Genomic DNA, 24272 nt, shown 5'->3' on the forward strand with positions numbered 1-24272 from the left:
GTTTTTTTGCATACGTTATATAATATGAGAAACGTAACGATATGCCTTTTTGCAAAAGCAGGTTTTATGCTTGTGCAAAGTGGAAATAATAGAGATAGAGCGATACAGTTGAAAAATTTTGAGAAACACCTTATAGTAAGATTAAAGTCAAATATAGTCAAAGTCAATAAAGGAGGGGGTTGAGTGGGACATAATATTTCTGACATCATTGAACAGTACTTGAAACAAGTATTAGATCAAAATGGCAAAGAAATTTTAGAGATCAAACGCAGTGAAATCGCTGATAAATTTCAATGTGTTCCTTCCCAAATAAATTATGTCATCAACACCAGATTTACAAGTGAAAGAGGATATATTGTTGAAAGTAAACGGGGAGGCGGCGGTTATATTCGTATTATCAAAATTAAAATGAATAACGAAGTCGTCCTCATCAATAATATTATTTCGCAGATTCATACCCACTTGTCCCAGGCAGCCTCTGATGACATTATTCTCAGACTGTTAGAGGACGGAGTTATTTCGGAAAGAGAAGCTAAAATGATGGTGAGTGTAATGGATCGTTCAGTTCTATATATTGATTTGCCCGAACGGGATGAACTAAGAGCCAGAATGATGAAAGCAATGCTCACATCTTTAAAACTAAAGTAAGCGGGTGAAAAGATTGATTTGTCAAGAATGCAATGAGAGACCGGCCACTTTTCACTTTACGAAAGTTGTTAATGGAGAAAAACAAGAAGTTCATATTTGTGAACAATGTGCAAAAGAAAATAGCGATTCATACAGTATAAGTGGAAACCAAGGGTTCTCGATTCATAATTTATTATCAGGGCTGCTGAATATGGAGTCTTCATTTCAAAACACCGGTTCTCAAATGTTCGGCTATTCAGAGCAAGGGACAGCTTGTAAGAAATGCGGTATGACGTTTCAGCAGCTGAGAAAAACAGGGCGTTTCGGCTGTGCGGAATGTTACGATACGTTCTACAGCCAAATTACGCCGATCTTGCGAAAAGTTCACAGTGGGAATACGGTGCATGCCGGGAAAATTCCAAAACGAATAGGCGGAAACCTGCATGTAAGACGGCAAATGGAAATGTTAAAAAAAGAACTTGAATCTTTAATACACCACGAAGAGTTTGAAAGGGCAGCGGAGGTCAGGGATCAGATCCGATCGTTAGAGCAGGAATTAAAAAGTAAAGACAGTGAGGGGGAACAAGGGTAATGTCGCTCAAGCATTTTATTCAGGACGCACTAAGCAATTGGATGAAGCAAAAGGGACCTGAAAGTGACATTGTACTCAGCAGCCGTATACGGTTGGCCCGAAACTTTGAAAATATAAAGTTTCCTGCCAGGTATACGAATGAAGAAGCCTCATCCATCATTCAGCAATTCGAAGATCATTTTTCAGGAAAAGAACTGCCTGATATCGGTCAATTTCATTTAATCAGAATGAGTGAAGCTCAGCCTTTGGAAAAACGGGTGCTGATGGAGAAACATCTGATCAGTCCTAATTTAACGGAATCTCCTTTTGGCGGCTGTCTGCTTTCTGAAAATGAAGAAGTCAGCATTATGTTAAATGAAGAAGATCATATCAGAATTCAATGCCTCTTCCCCGGCTTCCAGCTTCTCAACGCTATAAAAGCGGCAAACCAGGTTGATGACTGGATTGAGGAGAAAGTGGATTACGCCTTTGGAGAGAAGAGAGGATACTTAACAAGCTGTCCTACAAATGTAGGGACGGGACTAAGGGCTTCAGTCATGATGCATTTGCCGGGCCTTGTATTAACTAGGCAAATGAATCGAATTATACCGGCAATTAACCAATTAGGCTTAGTTGTTAGAGGAATTTACGGTGAAGGCAGCGAAGCATTAGGAAATATCTTTCAAATTTCAAATCAAATCACACTCGGAAAATCAGAACAGGACATTGTAGATGATTTAAACAGTGTGGCTGCCCAGCTGATTGAGCAGGAACGTTCAGCCCGAGAAGCGCTTTACCAAACCTCGAAAATTGAATTGGAGGACCGGGTATTCAGATCTTACGGTGTTTTATCCAACTGCCGTATGATTGAATCAAAGGAAACGGCGAAATGCCTTTCTGACGTTCGGCTGGGGATAGACCTGGGGATCATCAAAGGGCTATCAAGCAATATACTTAATGAACTGATGATTTTGACACAGCCGGGTTTTCTCCAGCAATATTCGGGCGGTGCATTACGGCCGAACGAAAGAGACGCGAGAAGAGCGGCTCTTATCAGGGAAAGGCTGCATTTAGAAATGAGTGCAAATAGACAGGAGGATGATTCGATATGATGTTTGGAAGGTTTACAGAGCGAGCTCAAAAGGTATTGGCACTGGCACAGGAAGAAGCACTGCGCTTAGGCCATAACAATATTGGAACTGAACATATCTTATTAGGTCTGGTTCGTGAAGGAGAAGGGATTGCGGCTAAAGCACTCCAAGCACTCGGACTCGGTTCGGATAAAATTCAGAAAGAAGTGGAGAGCTTAATCGGACGGGGACAGGAAATGTCTCAAACGATTCATTATACGCCAAGAGCAAAAAAAGTCATTGAGCTCAGCATGGATGAAGCCAGAAAGCTAGGACATTCTTATGTGGGAACAGAACACATACTTCTCGGACTGATTCGTGAAGGAGAAGGCGTGGCCGCGAGAGTTCTGAATAATCTCGGTGTCAGCTTGAATAAGGCGAGACAGCAGGTGCTGCAGCTTCTGGGAAGCAATGAGACGGGATCTTCTGCATCTGGTACGAACAGCAATGCAAACACGCCGACGCTGGACAGTCTGGCGCGTGATTTAACTGCGATTGCGAAGGAAGACAGTCTTGATCCGGTTATCGGCCGAAGCAAAGAAATTCAGCGTGTTATTGAGGTATTAAGCCGCAGAACGAAAAATAATCCCGTTCTTATCGGAGAACCGGGTGTCGGTAAAACTGCGATTGCTGAAGGCCTCGCACAGCAGATCATCAATAATGAAGTGCCGGAAATTTTACGTGATAAACGTGTAATGACATTAGACATGGGTACGGTTGTAGCCGGTACGAAATACCGCGGAGAATTTGAAGACCGCTTGAAAAAAGTAATGGATGAAATACGTCAGGCCGGCAATATTATTTTATTCATTGACGAACTGCATACACTGATCGGAGCGGGGGGAGCAGAAGGTGCGATTGACGCATCGAATATCTTAAAACCTTCACTGGCCCGCGGAGAGCTTCAATGCATCGGTGCGACAACGCTTGATGAATACCGTAAATATATCGAAAAAGACGCGGCTCTGGAGCGCCGTTTCCAGCCGATTCAGGTGGATCAGCCGTCAGCCGATGAAAGCATTCAAATTTTAAAGGGGCTCCGTGACCGCTATGAAGCGCATCACCGCGTATCCATTACCGATGAAGCGATTGAAGCGGCGGTAAAATTGTCCGACCGTTATATTTCTGACCGCTTCCTTCCGGATAAAGCGATCGATTTAATTGATGAAGCCGGTTCAAAAGTGCGTCTCCGTTCTTTCACAACGCCTCCGAACTTAAAAGAGCTTGAGCAGAAACTCGATGAAGTTCGCAAGGAAAAAGACGCTGCCGTTCAGAGCCAGGAGTTTGAAAAAGCGGCTTCCCTTCGTGATACGGAGCAGCGTCTGAGAGAACAGGTGGAAGACACGAAAAAAACGTGGAAAGAAAAACAAGGCCAGGAGAACTCCGAAGTTTCTGTAGAGGATATCGCGATGGTTGTATCCAGCTGGACCGGGGTGCCTGTATCTAAAATTGCCCAAACGGAGACAGATAAGCTTCTCAATATGGAAAGCATTCTGCACTCCCGCGTCATCGGCCAGGATGAAGCTGTTGTAGCCGTTGCAAAGGCTGTCAGACGTGCAAGAGCCGGACTGAAGGACCCGAAACGTCCGATTGGTTCATTCATCTTCTTAGGCCCTACAGGCGTTGGGAAGACAGAGCTGGCAAGAGCGCTGGCGGAATCCATTTTCGGTGATGAGGAAGCGATGATCAGAGTGGATATGTCCGAATACATGGAGAAACACTCGACTTCACGTCTTGTCGGTTCTCCTCCGGGATATGTCGGCTATGATGAAGGCGGTCAGCTGACAGAAAAAGTGAGAAGAAAACCTTACTCTGTCGTACTGCTTGATGAAATTGAAAAAGCGCACCCTGATGTGTTTAACATTCTCCTGCAAGTGCTTGAAGACGGACGCTTGACTGATTCAAAAGGACGCACTGTGGATTTCCGCAACACGATCCTGATTATGACGTCAAACGTCGGAGCGAGCGAGCTGAAACGCAACAAATATGTGGGATTCAATGTGCAGGATGAATCACAAAACCATAAAGACATGAAAGACAAAGTCATGGGAGAGCTGAAGCGTGCCTTCAGGCCTGAGTTTATCAACCGGATTGACGAAATTATCGTCTTCCACTCCCTTGAGAAAAAACATCTTACAGACATCGTGTCGCTTATGTCTGATCAGTTAACAAAACGTCTGAAAGAACAAGATCTCTCTATCGAGCTGACGGATGCTGCAAAAGCAAAAGTAGCAGAAGAGGGCGTCGATTTGGAATACGGCGCACGTCCGTTAAGAAGAGCGATTCAAAAGCATGTGGAGGACCGGTTATCAGAAGAACTCCTCAGAGGCAATATTGATAAAGGCCAGCACATTGTTCTTGATGTTGAGGACGGCGAATTTGTCGTAAAAACAACTGCTAAAACGAACTAATATAGTGACAAACATGAGGCATACGTAAGCGAGTGTATGCCTCACTTTGTTATATAGAGAAATATTCGATAAGGAAGAGGTCTTACAACATATATGGCTAAATCAAAAACAAAATTCATCTGCCACTCATGCGGTTATGAATCCGCAAAATGGATGGGAAAGTGCCCGGGCTGCGGGGCTTGGAATACAATGGTGGAAGAAACCATAAAAAAAGCGCCGGCGAATCGGCGGGCGGCTTTCTCCCACTCCGTTCAAACCGTCCAGAAACCATCACCCATTACATCAATTGAAACATCGGAAGAACCCCGCGTTCACACAAAGCTCGAAGAATTCAACAGAGTGCTTGGCGGCGGCGTTGTGAAGGGCTCGTTAGTATTAATCGGCGGCGATCCCGGGATCGGAAAATCAACGCTCCTTCTCCAAGTATCCGCACAATTAGCAGATACGGCCGGCAGCGTGCTTTACATTTCAGGGGAAGAATCCGTGAAGCAAACGAAGCTGCGCGCCGACAGACTTGGAATCAACAGCCAAATGTTACATGTTTTATCTGAAACCGATATGGAGTATATTTCGTCTGCTATACAAGAGATGAAACCCGCATTTGTTGTCGTAGACTCCATTCAGACCGTGTACCAAAGTGATATCACCTCAGCTCCCGGCAGTGTATCACAAGTAAGAGAGTGTACGGCCGAATTGATGAAAATCGCGAAAACAAACGGCATACCTATTTTTATCGTCGGACACGTCACAAAAGAAGGATCGATCGCAGGGCCGAGATTGCTTGAGCACATGGTCGATACCGTTCTATACTTTGAAGGAGAGCGGCACCATACATTCCGTATTTTGCGGGCCGTAAAAAACCGTTTCGGCTCCACAAATGAAATGGGCATCTTTGAAATGCGGGAAGAGGGGCTTACGGAGGTGCTGAACCCTTCTGAAATATTCTTGGAAGAGCGTTCTGCCGGGGCATCGGGTTCGAGTATCGTTGCGTCAATGGAAGGAACGAGACCGATCCTGGTTGAAATTCAGGCGCTCATATCACCGACCAGTTTTGGAAACCCGCGCCGCATGGCTACAGGCATTGACCACAACAGAGTGTCGTTAATTATGGCTGTGCTTGAGAAGCGGGTGGGTCTTTTGCTTCAAAATCAAGATGCGTATTTAAAGGTCGCCGGCGGGGTCAAACTGGATGAACCGGCGATTGATTTGGCAGTAGCCGTCAGCATTGCCTCAAGCTTCAGAGATACACCGCCGAATCCCGCAGATTGCTTTATCGGTGAAGTGGGTCTGACAGGAGAAGTCCGCAGGGTGTCAAGAATCGAACAGCGCGTAAAAGAAGCGGCGAAACTCGGCTTCAAGCGCATGATCATACCTGAGGCGAATGCAGATGGGTGGACAATACCAAAAGGGATTGAGGTTGTCGGAGTAGCAAATGTTGCAGAAGCGCTTCGTACTTCATTAGGAGGATCATAATAGATGGAAAAAGAGAAAAAAGGGGCGAAACAAGAGCTTGACCTGTCTGCAATTCTGCAGTTCGTTGCACCGGGCACCCCGCTCAGAGCCGGGATAGAGAATGTACTTCGGGCAAATACAGGCGGCCTGATTGTTGTCGGATACAATGATAAGGTAAAGCAAGTCGTGGATGGCGGTTTTCATATTAATACATCATTTGCGCCCGCTCACTTATACGAGCTGGCCAAAATGGACGGTGCCATTATTTTAAGTGATTCCGGCCAGAAAATTCTTTATGCGAATACGCAGCTTATGCCGGAGGCGACCATTTCTTCTTCAGAAACGGGAATGAGGCACCGTACGGCGGAACGGGTGGCGAAGCAGACCGGCTGTCTCGTCATTGCCATTTCTGAGCGCAGAAATGTCATTACGTTATATCAGGACAGCATGAAGTACACACTAAAGGACATAGGATTTATTTTAACAAAGGCAAATCAGGCCATTCAAACGCTTGAGAAGTATAAAACCATTTTAGACAAAACGATTACGGCTTTAAACGCATTAGAGTTTGAGGAGCTTGTGACATTCAGTGACGTGCTGTCCGTCATGCATCGGTATGAAATGGTGCTCCGAATAAAAAATGAAATCAATATGTATATTAAAGAACTCGGAACGGAAGGCCACTTAATCCGTCTGCAGGTGATTGAACTGATTACGGACATGGAAGAAGAGGCGGCACTTTTCATCAAAGACTATGTCAAAGAAAAAATCAAAGATCCGTTCGTGCTGTTAAAAGAACTTCAGGATATGTCCAGCTATGATCTGCTTGATGATTCCATTCTGTTTAAGCTGCTTGGATATCCGGCCTCTACGAATCTTGATGATTATGTGCTCCCGAGAGGATACAGGCTGCTGAACAAAATCCCGCGTCTGCCGATGCCGATTGTTGAAAATGTGGTTGAGGCGTTCGGATTTTTGCCAAGCATAACGGAAGCCACTGTTGAAGAGCTTGATGATGTCGAAGGTATCGGAGAAGTACGCGCCCAAAAAATCAAAAAAGGCTTAAAACGCCTTCAGGAAAAACACTATATAGATAGACAGCTTTAAGAATCGCTTAAACCTGTCGGAATCCGGGTATATTATTGTTAGTTTTTGTTTATTCTGAATTTGTAGGCTCTGACAGTCTGCTGAAAAAATTGCTACTTAAAAGGAGGTGGAGGTATGTTAAAACGAATAGTTCAGGCGTTCTTCATTATTGTGGGCGGCGTTGTCGGTATCTTTTTAATACCTGAATTGTTTGTGCTGTCAAATATACAGGACATACCTTTAATAACAAACGCATATACGTCTGCTGCAATTGGTGCTATTATCTTTTTTCTCATCAGTATATGGACGACAGAATATGTGATTAATTGGGTAAAATGGATTGAAGATTCTTTGCTGAGAGCTCCGGTGCCGGATCTGTTATTCGGGAGTCTCGGATTGGTTTTTGGACTTATCATCGCATATCTCATTGTAAACGTGATTCCGCTGGACAATATTCCGTACCGTATATTCAGCACCATCATTCCGGTCTTTCTGGCTTTCTTTCTCGGTTATCTGGGCTTCCAAGTCGGATTTAAGAAAAAGGATGAACTGATCAGTCTTTTCTCCATTTCTGCAAGAATGCAGAAGAAAAAGGGAAGTGCTGATGAGGAGCAGGAGGAACAGGATAAAAGGCTGAAAATCTTGGATACAAGTGTTATTATTGATGGGAGAATTGCAGATATTTGTCAGACGGGCTTTTTAGAAGGCGTCATTGTCATTCCTCAATTTGTGCTGGAGGAATTACAGCATATCGCTGATTCTTCAGATGTTTTAAAACGTAACAGAGGACGCCGCGGACTGGATATCTTGAATCGCATTCAAAAGGAACTGGATATTACGGTTGAAATTTATGAAGGCGACTTCGAGGACATTCAGGAGGTTGACAGCAAGCTTGTCAAACTTGCGAAGCTGACATCCGGCGTCGTTGTGACGAATGATTTTAATTTAAATAAAGTATGTGAGCTTCAGAAGGTTGCGGTACTGAATATTAATGACCTTGCAAACGCGGTGAAGCCGGTTGTGCTTCCGGGCGAAGAGATGAATGTGCAGGTGATTAAGGATGGGAAAGAGCATAATCAAGGTGTGGCTTACTTGGATGACGGGACGATGATTGTTGTGGAAGAAGGCCGCAATTATATAGGGAAACATATTGATGTGCTCGTAACCAGCGTACTGCAGACAGCGGCGGGACGAATGATTTTTGCCAAGCCCAAGCTGCTTGAGAAAGCTCTTTAAGAGGGAGTTCATATGGAGTATGTTGTCGTTATTCCGGCTGCCGGACAAGGAAAACGGATGAAGGCCGGGAAAAATAAGCTGTTCATCAGCTTAAAAGGTGCGCCTGTTATTATACACACACTGCGGGTTTTTGAAAGCCACGCACCCTGTCAGAAAATAATCCTGGTGATAAACGAGAGTGAACGGGAAGATTTTCGCCAGCTGCTGGCCCAATTTCCGATTCAGACGGAAATTGAGCTTGTTACCGGAGGTGCGGAGCGTCAGCACAGTGTATACGAAGGACTGAAAGTGATTGATAAGGAATCGGTCGTCCTTGTTCATGACGGAGCGCGCCCGTTTGTCACACATCAGCATATCGATAAGCTCGTTGAAACAGCAGAGGAGGCGGGAGCGGCTGTCCTGGCTGTTCCTGTGAAAGACACGATAAAACGGGCGGAAGGCTCCCGGGTTGCGGAGACCTTTGATCGTTCAAGCTTGTGGGCCGTTCAAACGCCGCAGGCTTTTCGTCTTTCTTTATTGAAGACGGCGCATATGGAAGCGGAAAACAAAGGCTTCTTAGGGACGGATGACGCCAGCCTCGTCGAGCGTCTTGATGGATATCAGGTGAGTATCGTTGAAGGCAGCTATACCAATATTAAGCTGACAACGCCGGATGACCTGATATCCGCGGAAGCAATCATGAAAGCGGAAAGTGGGAATCATAATGTTTAGAATCGGACAAGGATTTGATGTGCATCAATTAACGGAAGGCCGTCCTCTCATCATCGGCGGAATTGAAATTCCTTATGAAAAGGGGCTGCTCGGACATTCAGATGCTGATGTATTGCTGCATACAGTCGCAGACGCGTGTCTCGGAGCGGCAGGTGAAGGAGATATCGGCAAGCATTTCCCGGATACTGATCCGGAATTCAAAGATGCGGATTCTTTTAAGCTGCTTCAGCATGTTTGGAACATTGTTAAAGAAAAAGGATACGTACTCGGAAATATAGACTGCACGATTATTGCGCAAAAGCCGAAAATGGCGCCGCATATTAATGCTATGAGAAAACGGATAGCGGAAGGCCTTGAGGCGGACGTTTCTCAAGTAAACGTAAAAGCGACGACGACAGAAAAGCTCGGGTTTACCGGAAGAGCCGAAGGAATTGCCGCTCAGGCAACCGTTCTGATCCAAAAAGCCTGATCATTGTTTTGATGCCCGGTCTATTTGGTGGTAGAATAGATACATATATTCGGCTAGAGGCTACAGACGAGATGAAAGGAAGTATTTGAACATGGGAAATGAAGTACGCGTTCGTTATGCACCGAGTCCGACCGGACATTTGCATATCGGTAACGCCAGAACGGCGCTTTTTAACTATTTATTTGCCCGCAGCCAAGGCGGAAAGTTTATTATCCGGATTGAGGATACGGACAAAAAGCGAAATATTGAAGGCGGAGAGCAAAGCCAGCTCAACTATTTGAAATGGCTCGGCATGGACTGGGATGAAAGTGTGGATGTCGGCGGAGAATACGGCCCGTACCGCCAGTCTGAGCGTAACGACATTTACAAAGAGTACTATGAAGAGCTTCTTGAAAAAGGGCTAGCTTATAAATGTTTCTGTACGGAAGAAGAACTTGAGAAAGAACGTGAAGAGCAAATCGCCCGCGGGGAAATGCCGCGCTATTCCGGCAAACACAGAAACCTGACTCAGGAAGAGCAGGAGCAGTTTTTAGCCGAAGGCAGACAGCCGAGCATCCGTTTCCGCGTGCCGGAAGGGAAAATCATCGCATTTAACGATATCGTAAAAGGTGAGATTTCTTTTGAATCAGACGGCATCGGCGACTTTGTCATCGTCAAAAAAGACGGAACACCGACGTATAACTTTGCCGTCGCGATTGACGATTACTTAATGAAAATGACGCACGTGCTCCGCGGTGAGGATCACATTTCAAATACACCGAAACAGATCATGATTTTCCAGGCATTCGGCTGGGATGTTCCTGTCTTCGGACATATGACGCTTATCGTGAACGAAAGCCGCAAAAAATTAAGTAAACGTGATGAATCAATTATCCAGTTTATTGAGCAGTATGATGAGCTGGGTTACCTGCCTGAAGCGCTGTTTAACTTTATCGGACTTCTCGGCTGGTCTCCCGTCGGTGAAGAAGAGCTTTTCACAAGAGAAGAATTCATTGACATTTTTGATGTAAATCGTTTGTCTAAGTCACCGGCTCTGTTTGATATGCATAAACTGAAATGGGTCAACAACCAATACGTCAAAGCGCTGGATCTTGATCAAGTTGTTGAGCTGACCCTGCCGCACCTGCAAAAAGCAGGAAAAGTCGGCACTGAGCTTTCTGCCGAAGAGCAGGAATGGGTTCGTAAATTAATCTCTCTTTACCATGAGCAATTGAGCTACGGCGCTGAAATTGTCGAGCTGACTGATTTGTTCTTTAAAGATGAGATCGAGTATAATCAAGAGGCAAAAGCCGTTCTGGAAGAAGAACAGGTGCCTGAAGTGCTCAGCGTATTTGCTGCGAAGCTTGAAGAGCTTGAAGAATTTACGCCTGAGCTGATCAAAGCCTCAATCAAGGCTGTTCAGAAAGAAACAGGCCATAAAGGCAAAAAGCTGTTCATGCCGATTCGTGTAGCGGTTACCGGTCAGACACACGGTCCGGAGCTTCCGCAGGCCATTGAGCTGATCGGCAGAGAAACAGCCGTAAGACGCCTGAAAAGCATTTAAATATACGATTGTTGACAGGGAAGAGTATAAAACAATGACCATTACAGAAAGAATCTTCATCGGCTGAGAGAGATTCATGCGTCATGTTTTAGAAGTGCGCCCTTAAGACCTTTGAAGAACATTTCTGCGGAAATCAGTATTTAAAGGCGGCCGCCGCCGTTACCGGCTTTTAAGTTGGGAAAACAGTGACTTGTTTTTCAAACAGAGTGGAACCGCGCGGTAAAAGCGTCTCTGTCATGTTTACATGCAGAGGCGCTTTTTTTATAGGCGGAAAAACAGACTGGAGCGGGGAGAGAATGGGGGGAAGCATGTGTTTTTTAAAATGCTAAAAGAAGACATAGATACAGTGTTCGATCAAGATCCGGCAGCAAGAAGCTATTTCGAAGTTGTTTTAACTTATTCTGGTTTACATGCTATATGGGCGCATCGGATTGCACATGCTTTATATAAACGGAGATTTTTCTTCCTGGCGCGCCTGATATCACAGATTGCCCGTTTCTTTACCGGAATTGAAATCCATCCCGGCGCGACCATCGGGAGAAGGTTTTTCATTGACCACGGTATGGGGGTCGTCATAGGGGAAACATGTGAAATCGGCAATAACGTGACGGTATTCCAAGGTGTCACTCTCGGGGGAACGGGAAAAGAAAAGGGGAAGCGGCATCCGACCATAAAAGATGATGCTTTAATTGCAACCGGAGCGAAGGTGCTCGGCTCTATTACGGTCGGGCAGGGTTCTAAAGTAGGGGCCGGCTCCGTTGTGCTTCGTGATGTTCCCGACTTTTCGACCGTTGTCGGCATACCGGGGAAAGTCGTCATTCGGAACGGAAGAAAAATCAAACGCGATCTCAATCACCAAGACTTGCCCGATCCGGTTGCTGACCGGTTTAGAGCATTGGAGCAGCAGATTTTTGAACTGCAGGCTGAACTGGAAGATAAAAAAGAAAGGATCAACCAAAAATGACCATTACACTTTATAATACATTGACACGGAAAAAGGAAACATTCGTTCCTCTTGAGGAAGGCAAAGTAAAAATGTACGTGTGCGGACCGACTGTATACAACTATATTCATATCGGAAACGCACGTCCGGCGATTGTGTATGATACCGTACGCAACTATTTAGAGTATAAAGGATACGAGGTTCAATACGTATCGAATTTCACCGATGTTGACGACAAACTGATTAAGGCGGCCAACGAGCTCGGCGAGGACGTCCCGACCGTTTCTGAGCGGTTCATTAAAGCGTATTTTGAAGACGTGGGGGCCCTCGGATGCCGGAAAGCGGATCTTCACCCCCGGGTCATGGAAAACATGGACGCCATTATTGAATTTGTCAGCGAGCTGATTAAAAAAGGCTACGCTTATGAATCAGAAGGCGACGTCTATTTCAAAACAAGGGCCTTCGAAGGCTACGGCAAGCTATCTCAGCAATCAATTGATGAACTCAGATCAGGCGCGCGTATCCGTGTCGGCGAGAAGAAAGAGGATGCGCTGGACTTTGCTCTTTGGAAAGCTGCTAAGGACGGAGAAATTTCATGGGATAGCCCTTGGGGAAAAGGCCGCCCGGGCTGGCATATTGAATGCTCCGCAATGGTGAAAAAGTATTTGGGTGACGAAATCGATATTCATGCCGGCGGTCAGGACCTGACATTCCCGCACCATGAAAACGAAATCGCCCAATCTGAAGCATTAACAGGCAAGACATTCGCAAAATACTGGCTTCACAACGGATATATCAATATCGATAATGAGAAAATGTCAAAATCGCTCGGCAACTTTGTTTTGGTGCACGATATCATTAAGCAATATGACCCGCAGCTTTTGAGATTTTTCATGCTGTCCGTTCATTACCGCCACCCGATCAACTATTCGGAAGAGCTGCTTGAGAAAACAAAAAACGCGTTTAACCGCCTGAAGACGGCCTACAGTAATTTAAACCATCGTTTGATTAGCAGCACGAATCTGACTGACAATGATGAGGAATGGCTCGCTAAAATCGAAGAGCACCGCACTGCGTTTGAAGAAGCAATGGATGATGATTTTAATACGGCGAATGCGATTTCCGTTTGGTTTGATCTGGCGAAGCTCGCCAATTACTACATGCAGGAAGACAATACGGCGGATCACGTCATTAAAGCCTTTATCAGCATGTTTGACAGAATCGGATCTGTTCTCGGACTTACGCTCGGCGAAGAAGAGCTTGTCGACGAAGAGATTGAAGAGTTGATTGAGAAGAGAAATGAAGCCCGCCGCAATCGCGATTTTGCTTTGTCAGACCAGATTCGCGATCAGCTGAAAAGCATGAATATCATTCTTGAAGATACGGCCCAGGGAACTCGCTGGAAGCGGGGAGAGTAAGCGGATGCTTCAATTTGAACAAATCAAAGATTCAAAGCAGTTAAACGGTCTTGCGCTTGCTTATATGGGTGATGCCATTTTTGAAATATACGTCCGGCATCACCTGCTTAAGCAGGGCTTTACGAAACCGAATGACCTTCATAAGAAGGCGAGCCGGATTGTATCGGCAAAATCACAGGCAGACATATTGTTCCGCCTTCAGGACGAATCCTTTTTCACGGAGGAAGAGGAAGCCGTGCTGAGAAGAGGCAGAAACGCGAAATCAGGGACGACGCCTAAAAACACAGATGTACAGACGTACCGCCATAGTACAGCTTTTGAGGCTTTACTCGGATACCTTTTTCTTGAGAAAAGAGAAGAAAGACTGAATCAGCTGATTGCTGAGGCTATACAAGTCGGGACGTCAGGGAGGAAAACAAATGAGTCAGCAACATGATTACGTCATAGGAAAAAACGCTGTGATTGAGACGTTAAAGTCAGATCGCAAGCTGTATAAGTTATGGATGGCGGAAAACACAGTAAAAGGACAGGCGCAGCAAGTTATGGAGCTTGCTAAAAAGCGCGGTGTCACCATTCAATTTGTACCGAGGAAAAAACTCGATCAGATGGTGGAGGGGCAGCATCAGGGTGTTGTCGCCCAGGTGGCGGCATATGAATATGCACAATTAGACGAATTATATAAAAGAGCGGAAGAGAGAAACGAACAGCCTTTCTTTCTCATACTGGACGAGCTGGAAGACCCTCATAATCTCGGTTCCATCATGAGAACGGCTGACGCTGTCGGTGCACACGGCATCGTGATTCCGAAACGCAGAGCGGTCGGACTGACTTCGACGGTCGCAAAAGCTTCGACCGGTGCGATTGAACACATTCCCGTCGTGAAGGTGACCAATCTTGCCCGGACACTTGATGAAATGAAGGAGCGGGGGATTTGGGTCGTCGGAACGGATGCATCCGCCCGGGAAGACTACCGCTCTATGGACGGCAAGATGCCTTTGGCGCTCGTTATCGGAAGCGAAGGCAGAGGAATGGGCCGCCTTGTGAAAGAGAAATGTGATTTTCTCATTAAGCTTCCGATGGCCGGAAAAGTCACGTCTCTGAATGCGTCGGTAGCGGCCGGCCTTCTCATGTATGAAGTCTACCGGAAGCGCAATCCTTTAGGGGAATGAAGACAGATGGACATCCTGTTAGTAGACGGATACAACATGATTGGAGCTTGGCCGCAGCTAAAGGATTTAAAAGCGAACAGTTTTGAAGAAGCGAGAGATGTACTGATCCAGAAGATGGCGGAATATCAGTCCTACACGGGAATCAGAGTCATTGTGGTGTTTGACGCACACCTGGTAAAAGGCATAGAGAAAAAACAAACGAATCACAGAGTCGAAGTGATTTTCACACGGGAGAATGAGACGGCGGATGAGCGGATCGAGAAGCTTGCCCAGGCGCTGAACAATATTGCGACACAGATTCATGTCGCAACTTCCGATTATACGGAGCAGTGGGCGATTTTCGGACAAGGGGCTCTCCGCAAATCCGCCCGGGAGCTCCTGAGGGAAGTGGATACGATAGAACGCCGGATTCAAAGGCGGGTTTCAAAGATCACTTCTGAAAAACCACCGGGTAAAATCGAGCTGTCCGAAGAGGTTTTGAAAACGTTTGAAAAGTGGCGCCGAGGCGGTCTGGATTAGGTTGACGCTTTTTCGCCCATTAATGTATAATATTTCTATCTACGTGCGCCGGGGGGATCGCAGTGAATCTACAGAACAGCAAGGGAAAGTTCAACAAAGTGCAATTTTGCCAGTTGGAGGACGAGCAGGTCATTGAAAAGGTTCATGTTGGGGACAGTGATGCGTTAGATTACTTGATTACGAAGTACCGTAATTTTGTACGGGCGAAAGCAAGGTCTTATTTTTTAATAGGGGCCGACAGAGAAGATATTGTACAGGAAGGGATGATAGGCTTATATAAGTCTATCCGAGACTTTAGAGAGGACAAGCTCACTTCATTTAAAGCTTTTGCAGAATTATGCATTACCCGCCAGATTATTACCGCAATAAAGACAGCTACCCGTCAGAAACACATTCCTTTAAATTCCTATGTTTCTTTAGACAAACCTATTTTTGATGAAGAATCTGACAGAACACTGCTTGATGTCATTTCAGGCGCTAAAACGTTAAATCCTGAAGAGATGATTATTAATCAGGAAGAATTTGATGATATCGAAATGAAAATGGGAGAACTGCTGAGCGATCTGGAGAGAAAGGTGCTTGTTCTGTACTTGGACGGAAGAAGTTACCAAGAGATTTCAGATGACTTAAACCGACACGTAAAATCGATCGATAATGCCCTGCAGCGCGTGAAGCGCAAGCTTGAAAAGTATTTAGAAATAAGAGAGATCAGCCTGTAGCAGGTTTCTGTGTCATATTGACAGAATTTTTCTGACTGTGCTATTTTATTAAGATAAATGAATGTTTAGGAAAAGGTGTAACGACATGAGAAAAAAGATTACGCTGGCATGCAAAACATGCGGAAATCGTAATTATACGACAATGAAAAGCTCTGCATCAGCGGCTGAGCGGTTAGAAGTTAAGAAGTACTGCAGCACTTGCAATTCACATACAGCTCATTTAGAAACAAAATAGTGTTCGCTTTTTAAATTGTGGAGGTCTTTTACATGCGCATGATGAGTTTCTTTAAAGATGTTGGGAAAGAAATGAAAAAGGTTAGCTGGCCTAAAGGCAAAGAGTTAACGCGCTATACGATCACGGTGATTTCAACGGTTATCTTTTTTGTTATCTTTTTTGCCCTCCTTGATACAGGAATTTCTCAATTAATTCGTTTAATAGTTGAATAATGATCAGCAATACGTGCTATAATAGATCATAATATCGTTTGCCAAAACCCGTTCAGCGGGTTTTTTATTGTGTTGTTGAAAAAAGGATTCATAGGCCCTGAGCCTATTTTTTGTTTTACACTTCATTTTTAAATGCGGGGAGGGAAGGACTGCAGAGTCCTGATAGAATGGAAAAGAATTGGTATGTTGTTCATACGTATTCCGGTTATGAAAACAAAGTAAAAGCGAACCTTGAAAAACGTGTGGAATCAATGGGAATGCAGGATAAAATTTTCCGCGTTGTCGTCCCTGAAGAAGAAGAGACTGATATTAAGAACGGCAAGAAAAAAGTAGTCAAAAAGAAAGTGTTCCCGGGTTATGTGCTTGTTGAAATCGTCATGACTGATGATTCCTGGTATGTGGTCCGCAACACGCCGGGCGTTACCGGATTCGTCGGATCAGCCGGTTCAGGCTCAAAGCCGACTCCGCTTCTTCCTGGCGAAGCGGAAACCATCTTAAAGCGGATGGGCATGGATGAGCGGAAAACCGACATTGATTTTGAATTGAATGAGACAGTCAAAGTCATAGACGGACCTTTCGCCAACTTTACAGGATCAATTGAAGAGATTGATTATGATAAGAGCAAAGTGAAAGTATTCGTTAACATGTTCGGCCGTGAAACGCCGGTTGAACTGGAATTTACCCAGATCGACAAATTGTAATGTGAAAAAACTTGAAATTGCTATATATTAATGATAATATAGCAAAGGTACGTCTTGGACTAATCCAAGGCAGCTAGCTTGATATTTCGTCATTCATATAAAGAATGAAACCTTGAGTGGGAGGGTTTACCCTATTACCACATCACGGACTTAAGGAGGTGTGTCTCGTGGCTAAAAAAGTAGTAAAAGTTGTAAAATTGCAAATTCCTGCTGGAAAAGCTAACCCAGCGCCGCCAGTTGGACCTGCACTAGGTCAAGCCGGTGTAAATATCATGGGATTCTGTAAGGAGTTTAACGCTCGTACAGCTGACCAAGCTGGTTTAATCATTCCTGTTGAAATTTCGGTTTACGAAGACCGTTCATTTACATTTATTACAAAAACTCCGCCTGCTGCAGTATTGCTTAAAAAAGCAGCTGGAATTGAGTCTGGTTCTGGTGAACCAAACCGTAATAAAGTGGCAACCGTTAAGCGCGATAAGGTTCGCGAAATCGCTGAAACGAAAATGCCTGACTTAAACGCAGCAGACGTTGAAGCGGCAATGCGCATGGTTGAAGGTACTGCCCGCAGTATGGGTATCGTTATCGAGGATTAATTTGTTTCTTGTCGGGTTGCGAGTTTTCACAAGTTCGCAACCCTTATTCGTGGGAGGTTATTCCGCTATAACCACATAAGGAGGAAATTTTAAAATGGCTAAAAAAGGTAAAAAGTACGTTGAAGCTGCGAAGCTTGTAGACCGTGCGAAAGCTTACGACGTCGCTGAAGCAGTGGCGCTTACTAAAAAAACAAACACAGCTAAATTCGACGCTACAGTTGAAGTTGCTTTTCGTTTAGGGGTTGACCCTCGTAAAAACGATCAGCAAATCCGCGGTGCAGTTGTACTTCCTAACGGAACTGGTAAAACTCAGCGCGTGCTTGTATTCGCTAAAGGCGAAAAAGCAAAAGAAGCTGAAGCTGCCGGTGCAGACTACGTTGGCGATTCTGATTACATCGCGAAAATCCAGCAAGGCTGGTTCGAATTCGATGTAATCGTTGCGACTCCTGACATGATGGGTGAAGTCGGTAAAATCGGCCGTGTGCTTGGACCAAAAGGTCTTATGCCAAACCCTAAAACAGGAACTGTTACATTCGAAGTAGAAAAAGCAATCGGCGAAATCAAAGCTGGTAAAGTAGAATACCGCGTTGACAAAGCTGGTAACATCCATGTTCCGATCGGAAAAGTTTCTTTCGAGGATGAAAAACTTGTTGAGAACTTCACAACAATGTATGATACAATCCTGAAAGCAAAACCGGCTGCGGCTAAAGGTGTTTACGTGAAAAACGTTGCCGTTACTTCTACTATGGGCCCTGGTGTCAAAGTAGACGCTTCTACTTTCAACGTAAAATAATATTTGACTTTAGATCAGCATTCTGATATGATTCAAAATGTTGTAAAATATAATATGTCATTTATACCGTAGACAGCAGGGGCCGTTGAGGCTTAATATCCTGCCGAGGTGTATATATATCACAGCTATTACGTTACGTATGCTTGTATATACAGCCTCCATGTCCACATGGAGGCTTTTTATATGAAATCGTCGTCACAGTCGTGATCACCTAGCGGTATAAGTGTTACACAAAATCTACAGGAGGTGTAACCATGAGCAGCGCAATTGATACAAAAAAAGTTGTTGTTGAAGAGATTGCTTCTAAACTGAAAGAAAGCAAATCAACGATCATCGTTGACTACCGCGGACTTAACGTTTCTGAAGTAACTGAACTCCGTAAACAGCTTCGCGAAGCTAACGTAGAGTTCAAAGTGTACAAAAACACAATGACTCGCCGTGCGGTTGAACAAGCTGAACTTGATGGTTTGAATGATGTCTTAACTGGACCGAATGCGATCGCATTCAGTACTGAAGATGTTGTCGCTCCGGCAAAAGTTCTTAACGAGTTCGCGAAGAATCACGAAGCTCTGGAAATCAAAGCGGGCGTTATCGAAGGAAAAGTATCTTCTGTTGAAGAAGTGAAAGCTCTTGCTGAACTTCCTTCACGCGATGGCTTACTTTCTATGTTGCTTAGCGTACTTCAAGCTCCAGTTCGCAACCTTGCACTTGCAGCTAAAGCAGTTGCAGAACAAAAGGAAGAACAAGGCGCTTAATCTGATTTTACCCTAAAATAAAACAAATGGAGGAATTTCAAATGGCTTTAAATATCGAAGAAATCATTGCTTCCGTTAAAGAAGCAACTGTACTTGAATTGAACGACCTAGTAAAAGCAATCGAAGAAGAATTTGGCGTAACTGCTGCTGCTCCTGTAGCTGTAGCTGGCGGAGCTGCTGCTGGCGGCGCTGCTGAAGAGCAAAGCGAATTCGACCTTATCCTTGCTGGTGCAGGTTCTCAGAAAATCAAAGTTATCAAAGTTGTTCGTGAAATCACTGGTCTTGGCTTGAAAGAAGCTAAAGAACTTGTTGACAACACTCCAAAACCACTTAAAGAAGGTATTGCGAAAGAAGAAGCTGAAGAGCTTAAAGCTAAACTTGAAGAAGTTGGCGCTTCTGTAGAAGTTAAGTAATCTTCACTTGCCTGTAGGGGAAGCTCGCTTTTATGAGGCGGGCTTTTTCTTTGCTTTTCTTTAAGTGCCATTATAAAAGGAGGTTCTAATGATGAGTGAACACTATTATTCAGAAAAACCTTCAGTTAAAAGCGATAAACAGACATGGTCATTTACACTGCGGAACAGATCTTATACATTCACAAGTGACAGCGGCGTTTTCTCGAAAAAGGAAGTTGATTTCGGTTCGCGTGTCTTAATTGAAGCGTTTGAAGAACCGGAGATCGATGGTGACTTCCTGGATGCAGGCTGCGGTTACGGCCCGATCGGTCTGTCACTCGCCGGTGCATTTACAGACCGCACCGTGCACATGATTGACGTGAATGAAAGAGCCGTAGAGCTGTCAAATGAAAATGCAGAAAAAAACGGAATAAAAAACGTTCGAATTTATCAGAGTGATTTATTTTCAAATATTGATTCTGCTCAAACATTTGCTTCTATTATTACAAACCCCCCAATCCGCGCCGGAAAAAAAGTTGTCCATGCCATTTTTGAAAAAAGCGCTGAGCATTTAAGGGCTTCAGGTGAATTGTGGATCGTTATACAGAAAAAACAGGGCGGGCCTTCTGCCATTGAAAAACTGAAGGAGCTTTTTGACGAAGTTTCTGTGGTTCAAAAAAAGAAAGGCTATTATATCATAAAAGCAAAAAAAGTTTGACTTGAATTTTCAGCTATGTTAATATTGTAAAATGCCAATGTATATATTTTGCATGATATGCTGAAATAATCATAGTGCATGTATAAATTATACAAACATGGAAATGCTAATAAAATCGGTATTTGTTTTTGGATGTGGTTTTCTTAATTAGAAACCCTTTTTTCTTTTGTCTTGTAAAAGTATTTCTTTATCGTAAGAGATGCTTATTACACATATAATACGCATGATTTGAGGGGTGAATCAGTTGACAGGTCAACTAGTTCAGTATGGACGACACCGCCAGCGCAGAAGCTATGCTCGCATTAGCGAAGTGTTAGAATTACCAAATCTCATTGAAATTCAAACCTCTTCTTATCAGTGGTTTCTTGATGAGGGTCTTAGAGAGATGTTTCAAGACATATCACCAATTGAGGATTTCACTGGTAACCTCTCTCTTGAGTTCATTGACTACAGTTTAGGAGATCCTAAGTATCCCGTTGAAGAGTCAAAAGAACGTGATGTGACTTACTCAGCTCCGCTGAGAGTGAAGGTTCGTTTAATTAACAAAGAAACTGGAGAGGTAAAAGACCAGGATGTCTTCATGGGTGATTTCCCTATTATGACAGATACCGGTACTTTTATCATCAACGGTGCAGAACGTGTTATCGTATCTCAGCTTGTTCGGTCTCCAAGTGTATATTTCAGTGGTAAAGTAGACAAAAACGGTAAAAAAGGTTTTACCGCGACTGTCATTCCAAACCGTGGCGCATGGTTAGAATACGAAACTGATGCGAAAGATGTTGTGTATGTCCGCATTGATCGCACACGTAAGTTGCCGGTTACGGTTCTTTTGCGTGCTCTCGGCTTCGGTTCCGACCAAGAGATTCTCGATCTCATTGGTGAGAACGAATATCTCCGCAATACACTGGATAAGGACAACACTGAAAACAGTGACAAAGCGCTTCTTGAAATCTATGAGCGCCTTCGTCCCGGAGAGCCGCCTACAGTAGAAAACGCAAAAAGCTTGCTGGATTCCCGTTTCTTCGATCCGAAGCGATACGACCTTGCGAATGTAGGACGCTATAAAATTAATAAAAAGCTTCATATCAAGAACCGCCTGTTTAACCAGCGACTTGCAGAAACACTGGTGGATCCGGAAACCGGTGAAATTCTCGCTGAAAAAGGGCAGATTCTTGACAGAAGAACACTTGATAAAGTACTGCCATACTTAGAAAATGGAATCGGCTTCAGAAAACTTTATCCTAACGGTGGCGTCGTCGAGGATGAAGTGATGCTTCAATCCATTAAAATCTATGCTCCTACCGATGCAGAAGGAGAGCAGACGATCAATGTGATCGGCAATGCTTACATCGAAGAGGCGATTAAAAACATTACGCCTGCTGATATTATTTCTTCTATCAGCTACTTCTTCAACCTCCTGCACGGAGTGGGCGACACTGATGATATCGACCATCTCGGAAACCGCCGTCTGCGTTCTGTAGGTGAGCTCCTGCAAAACCAATTCCGTATCGGTTTAAGCCGGATGGAACGTGTCGTACGTGAAAGAATGTCTATTCAAGACACAAATACAATCACGCCGCAGCAGCTGATTAACATCAGACCTGTTATTGCGTCTATTAAAGAGTTCTTCGGAAGCTCACAGCTTTCTCAATTCATGGATCAGACGAACCCGCTTGCTGAATTGACGCACAAACGCCGTCTGTCAGCTCTCGGACCGGGCGGTTTGACACGTGAGCGCGCAGGTATGGAAGTACGTGACGTTCACTACTCTCACTATGGCCGTATGTGTCCGATTGAAACGCCTGAGGGCCCGAACATCGGTTTGATCAACTCATTGTCATCATTTGCGAAAGTAAACCGCTTTGGTTTCATTGAGACGCCATACCGCCGCGTTGATCCTGAAACAGGAAAAGTAACGCCTAGAATCGACTACCTGACTGCTGATGAAGAGGATAACTATGTCGTAGCCCAAGCGAATGCTAAGCTGAGCGATGACGGTTCTTTCTTGGATGACAGCATCGTAGCGCGTTTCAGAGGGGAAAACACCGTTGTAGCCCGCAACCGCGTGGATTACATGGACGTATCTCCTAAACAGGTTGTTTCTGCTGCGACAGCATGTATTCCGTTCTTGGAAAACGATGACTCGAACCGCGCCCTCATGGGAGCGAACATGCAGCGTCAGGCTGTGCCTTTGATGCAGCCGGAAGCTCCGATCGTCGGAACGGGTATGGAATACGTATCCGGTAAAGACTCCGGTGCAGCCGTTATTTGTAAACACCCTGGTATCGTTGAACGGGTGGAAGCGAAAAACGTATGGGTGCGCCGCTATGAAGAAATTGACGGCCAAAAAGTAAAAGGCAACCTGGATAAGTACAGCTTGCTGAAATTTGTCCGCTCCAACCAAGGTACGTGCTACAACCAGCGTCCGATCGTCAGTGTCGGCGATGAAGTAGTCAAAGGAGAAATCCTTGCTGACGGACCTTCAATGGAGCTTGGTGAACTTGCTCTCGGCCGCAACGTAATGGTCGGCTTCATGACATGGGATGGTTACAACTATGAGGATGCCATCATCATGAGTGAACGCCTTGTGAAAGATGATGTATACACATCTATTCACATTGAAGAATATGAATCAGAAGCACGTGATACAAAGCTTGGGCCGGAAGAGATCACCCGCGATATTCCAAACGTAGGGGAAGACGCGCTCCGCAATCTTGATGACCGCGGAATTATCCGTATCGGTGCGGAAGTCAACGACGGAGACCTTCTCGTAGGTAAAGTAACGCCTAAAGGTGTAACTGAGCTTACGGCTGAAGAACGCCTTCTGCATGCGATCTTTGGAGAAAAAGCGCGTGAAGTCCGTGATACTTCTCTCCGTGTGCCTCACGGCGGCGGCGGAATTATCCACGACGTAAAAGTCTTCAACCGTGAAGACGGCGACGAACTTCCTCCGGGAGTGAACCAGCTTGTACGCGTATATATCGTTCAGAAACGTAAGATTTCTGAAGGTGATAAAATGGCCGGACGTCACGGAAACAAAGGGGTTATCTCGAAGATTCTTCCTGAAGAAGATATGCCTTACCTTCCTGACGGCACGCCGATCGATATCATGCTTAACCCGCTGGGTGTACCATCACGTATGAATATCGGTCAGGTATTAGAACTTCACATGGGTATGGCTGCCCGCTACCTCGGCATTCACATCGCGTCACCTGTATTTGACGGCGCGCGTGAAGAAGATGTGTGGGAAACACTTGAAGAAGCAGGCATGTCAAGAGACGCTAAAACAGTTCTTTATGACGGCCGTACGGGAGAACCGTTTGACAACCGTGTATCAGTCGGAATCATGTACATGATCAAACTGGCGCACATGGTTGATGATAAACTTCATGCCCGTTCTACAGGTCCTTACTCACTTGTTACGCAGCAGCCTCTCGGCGGTAAAGCCCAATTCGGCGGACAGCGTTTCGGTGAGATGGAGGTTTGGGCGCTTGAAGCTTACGGCGCAGCTTACACGCTTCAAGAAATCCTGACTGTGAAGTCCGATGACGTGGTTGGACGTGTGAAAACATATGAAGCCATCGTCAAAGGCGACAATGTTCCAGAGCCTGGTGTTCCGGAATCATTCAAAGTATTGATCAAAGAGCTTCAAAGCTTAGGTATGGACGTGAAAATCCTTTCAGGCGATGAAGAAGAAATAGAAATGAGAGATCTAGAAGACGAGGAAGATGCGAAACAGGCTGACGGCCTTGCATTATCAGGTGATGAAGCGCCGGAAGAAACAGCATCTCCAGACGTTGAACGTGACGCAGTAACGAAAGAATAGTCTCTGATTGATAAAGGCAAGTGACATCGGTTAATCCGAAGAT

26 protein-coding genes and 2 other annotated features are annotated in these 24272 nt (G+C 44.9%); all 26 genes read left to right on the top strand.

What is annotated here, in order from left to right:
* On the top strand, positions 1–183 hold a 183-nt coding region (locus ACNFN4_RS20045; protein ID WP_448200439.1), incomplete at its 5' end, for a hypothetical protein.
* Positions 184–648, top strand: coding sequence for a transcriptional regulator CtsR (gene ctsR, locus ACNFN4_RS20050; protein WP_003156396.1), 465 nt, complete (start codon positions 184–186; stop codon positions 646–648).
* Positions 649–661: 13 nt separating this feature from the next.
* Entirely contained in the window at positions 662–1219 is a 558-nt protein-coding gene (locus ACNFN4_RS20055) for a UvrB/UvrC motif-containing protein (RefSeq protein WP_017419465.1), read from the top strand.
* Entirely contained in the window at positions 1219–2310 is a 1092-nt protein-coding gene (locus ACNFN4_RS20060; RefSeq protein ID WP_003156398.1) for a protein arginine kinase, read from the top strand. Before ACNFN4_RS20055 ends, ACNFN4_RS20060 begins: the two co-directional genes overlap by 1 nt.
* Complete coding sequence (gene clpC / locus ACNFN4_RS20065) at positions 2307–4739, top strand: ATP-dependent protease ATP-binding subunit ClpC (protein WP_007410388.1); 2433 nt, start codon at positions 2307–2309, stop codon at positions 4737–4739. Before ACNFN4_RS20060 ends, clpC begins: the two co-directional genes overlap by 4 nt.
* 93 nt (positions 4740–4832) lie before the next feature.
* Positions 4833–6212, top strand: a complete 1380-nt coding sequence (radA, locus tag ACNFN4_RS20070; protein WP_014416742.1) for a DNA repair protein RadA — start codon at positions 4833–4835, stop codon at positions 6210–6212.
* 3 nt (positions 6213–6215) lie between these two features.
* Positions 6216–7298 carry a DNA integrity scanning diadenylate cyclase DisA gene (gene disA / locus ACNFN4_RS20075; protein ID WP_003156401.1) on the top strand — a complete coding sequence of 361 codons (1083 nt, stop codon included), beginning with the start codon at positions 6216–6218 and terminating at the stop codon, positions 7296–7298.
* Positions 7299–7412: 114 nt separating this feature from the next.
* Complete coding sequence (locus tag ACNFN4_RS20080) at positions 7413–8513, top strand: PIN/TRAM domain-containing protein (protein WP_003156403.1); 1101 nt, start codon at positions 7413–7415, stop codon at positions 8511–8513.
* A 12-nt stretch (positions 8514–8525) separates the two neighbouring features.
* Entirely contained in the window at positions 8526–9224 is a 699-nt protein-coding gene (gene ispD / locus ACNFN4_RS20085) for a 2-C-methyl-D-erythritol 4-phosphate cytidylyltransferase (protein ID WP_017419469.1), read from the top strand.
* On the top strand, positions 9217–9693 hold the full coding sequence (ispF, locus tag ACNFN4_RS20090; RefSeq protein WP_022552481.1) for a 2-C-methyl-D-erythritol 2,4-cyclodiphosphate synthase: 477 nt from the start codon (positions 9217–9219) through the stop codon (positions 9691–9693). The genes ispD and ispF overlap by 8 nt, the downstream gene beginning before the upstream one ends.
* Positions 9694–9784: 91 nt before the next feature.
* A complete protein-coding gene (gene gltX / locus ACNFN4_RS20095) occupies positions 9785–11236 on the top strand; it encodes a glutamate--tRNA ligase (protein WP_326233065.1) in 1452 nt (483 codons plus the stop codon).
* A 2-nt stretch (positions 11237–11238) separates the two neighbouring features.
* Positions 11239–11472 (top strand) — a binding site (T-box leader).
* Between the two features lie 74 nt (positions 11473–11546).
* The gene (gene cysE / locus ACNFN4_RS20100; RefSeq protein WP_014416745.1) at positions 11547–12200 is read left to right on the top strand and encodes a serine O-acetyltransferase; all 654 of its coding nucleotides are present in this window, start codon (positions 11547–11549) and stop codon (positions 12198–12200) included.
* Positions 12197–13597 carry a cysteine--tRNA ligase gene (gene cysS / locus ACNFN4_RS20105; RefSeq protein ID WP_072176944.1) on the top strand — a complete coding sequence of 467 codons (1401 nt, stop codon included), beginning with the start codon at positions 12197–12199 and terminating at the stop codon, positions 13595–13597. Before cysE ends, cysS begins: the two co-directional genes overlap by 4 nt.
* Positions 13598–13601: 4 nt before the next feature.
* Positions 13602–14033 (top strand): Mini-ribonuclease 3, encoded by a 432-nt coding sequence (locus ACNFN4_RS20110; RefSeq protein ID WP_003156412.1) that lies wholly within the window; start codon positions 13602–13604, stop codon positions 14031–14033.
* Positions 14017–14766 carry a 23S rRNA (guanosine(2251)-2'-O)-methyltransferase RlmB gene (gene rlmB / locus ACNFN4_RS20115; protein WP_003156413.1) on the top strand — a complete coding sequence of 250 codons (750 nt, stop codon included), beginning with the start codon at positions 14017–14019 and terminating at the stop codon, positions 14764–14766. Before ACNFN4_RS20110 ends, rlmB begins: the two co-directional genes overlap by 17 nt.
* 6 nt (positions 14767–14772) lie before the next feature.
* Positions 14773–15285 (top strand): ribosome-dependent mRNA decay endonuclease Rae1/YacP, encoded by a 513-nt coding sequence (gene rae1 / locus ACNFN4_RS20120; RefSeq protein ID WP_003156414.1) that lies wholly within the window; start codon positions 14773–14775, stop codon positions 15283–15285.
* A gap of 62 nt (positions 15286–15347) precedes the next feature.
* The gene (gene sigH / locus ACNFN4_RS20125; RefSeq protein ID WP_003156415.1) at positions 15348–16004 is read left to right on the top strand and encodes an RNA polymerase sporulation sigma factor SigH; all 657 of its coding nucleotides are present in this window, start codon (positions 15348–15350) and stop codon (positions 16002–16004) included.
* Positions 16005–16089: 85 nt separating this feature from the next.
* Positions 16090–16239 carry a 50S ribosomal protein L33 gene (gene rpmG, locus ACNFN4_RS20130; protein WP_003156421.1) on the top strand — a complete coding sequence of 50 codons (150 nt, stop codon included), beginning with the start codon at positions 16090–16092 and terminating at the stop codon, positions 16237–16239.
* Between the two features lie 32 nt (positions 16240–16271).
* The gene (gene secE / locus ACNFN4_RS20135; RefSeq protein ID WP_003156422.1) at positions 16272–16451 is read left to right on the top strand and encodes a preprotein translocase subunit SecE; all 180 of its coding nucleotides are present in this window, start codon (positions 16272–16274) and stop codon (positions 16449–16451) included.
* A gap of 167 nt (positions 16452–16618) precedes the next feature.
* Complete coding sequence (nusG, locus tag ACNFN4_RS20140; RefSeq protein ID WP_003156423.1) at positions 16619–17152, top strand: transcription termination/antitermination protein NusG; 534 nt, start codon at positions 16619–16621, stop codon at positions 17150–17152.
* A 167-nt stretch (positions 17153–17319) separates the two neighbouring features.
* Complete coding sequence (rplK, locus tag ACNFN4_RS20145; RefSeq protein WP_003156430.1) at positions 17320–17745, top strand: 50S ribosomal protein L11; 426 nt, start codon at positions 17320–17322, stop codon at positions 17743–17745.
* 94 nt (positions 17746–17839) lie between these two features.
* Positions 17840–18538 (top strand): 50S ribosomal protein L1, encoded by a 699-nt coding sequence (rplA, locus tag ACNFN4_RS20150; protein WP_003156431.1) that lies wholly within the window; start codon positions 17840–17842, stop codon positions 18536–18538.
* 48 nt (positions 18539–18586) lie between these two features.
* Positions 18587–18729, top strand: a sequence feature (ribosomal protein L10 leader region).
* Between the two features lie 63 nt (positions 18730–18792).
* The gene (gene rplJ, locus ACNFN4_RS20155; protein ID WP_014416746.1) at positions 18793–19293 is read left to right on the top strand and encodes a 50S ribosomal protein L10; all 501 of its coding nucleotides are present in this window, start codon (positions 18793–18795) and stop codon (positions 19291–19293) included.
* A gap of 41 nt (positions 19294–19334) precedes the next feature.
* Complete coding sequence (rplL, locus tag ACNFN4_RS20160; RefSeq protein ID WP_003156436.1) at positions 19335–19706, top strand: 50S ribosomal protein L7/L12; 372 nt, start codon at positions 19335–19337, stop codon at positions 19704–19706.
* A gap of 91 nt (positions 19707–19797) precedes the next feature.
* Positions 19798–20403, top strand: a complete 606-nt coding sequence (locus tag ACNFN4_RS20165) for a class I SAM-dependent methyltransferase (RefSeq protein ID WP_015388780.1) — start codon at positions 19798–19800, stop codon at positions 20401–20403.
* A gap of 244 nt (positions 20404–20647) precedes the next feature.
* Entirely contained in the window at positions 20648–24229 is a 3582-nt protein-coding gene (gene rpoB, locus ACNFN4_RS20170) for a DNA-directed RNA polymerase subunit beta (protein ID WP_003156440.1), read from the top strand.
* The last annotated feature ends 43 nt before the right edge of the window (positions 24230–24272 follow it).

Source organism: Bacillus sp. N1(2025), assembly GCF_053470005.1.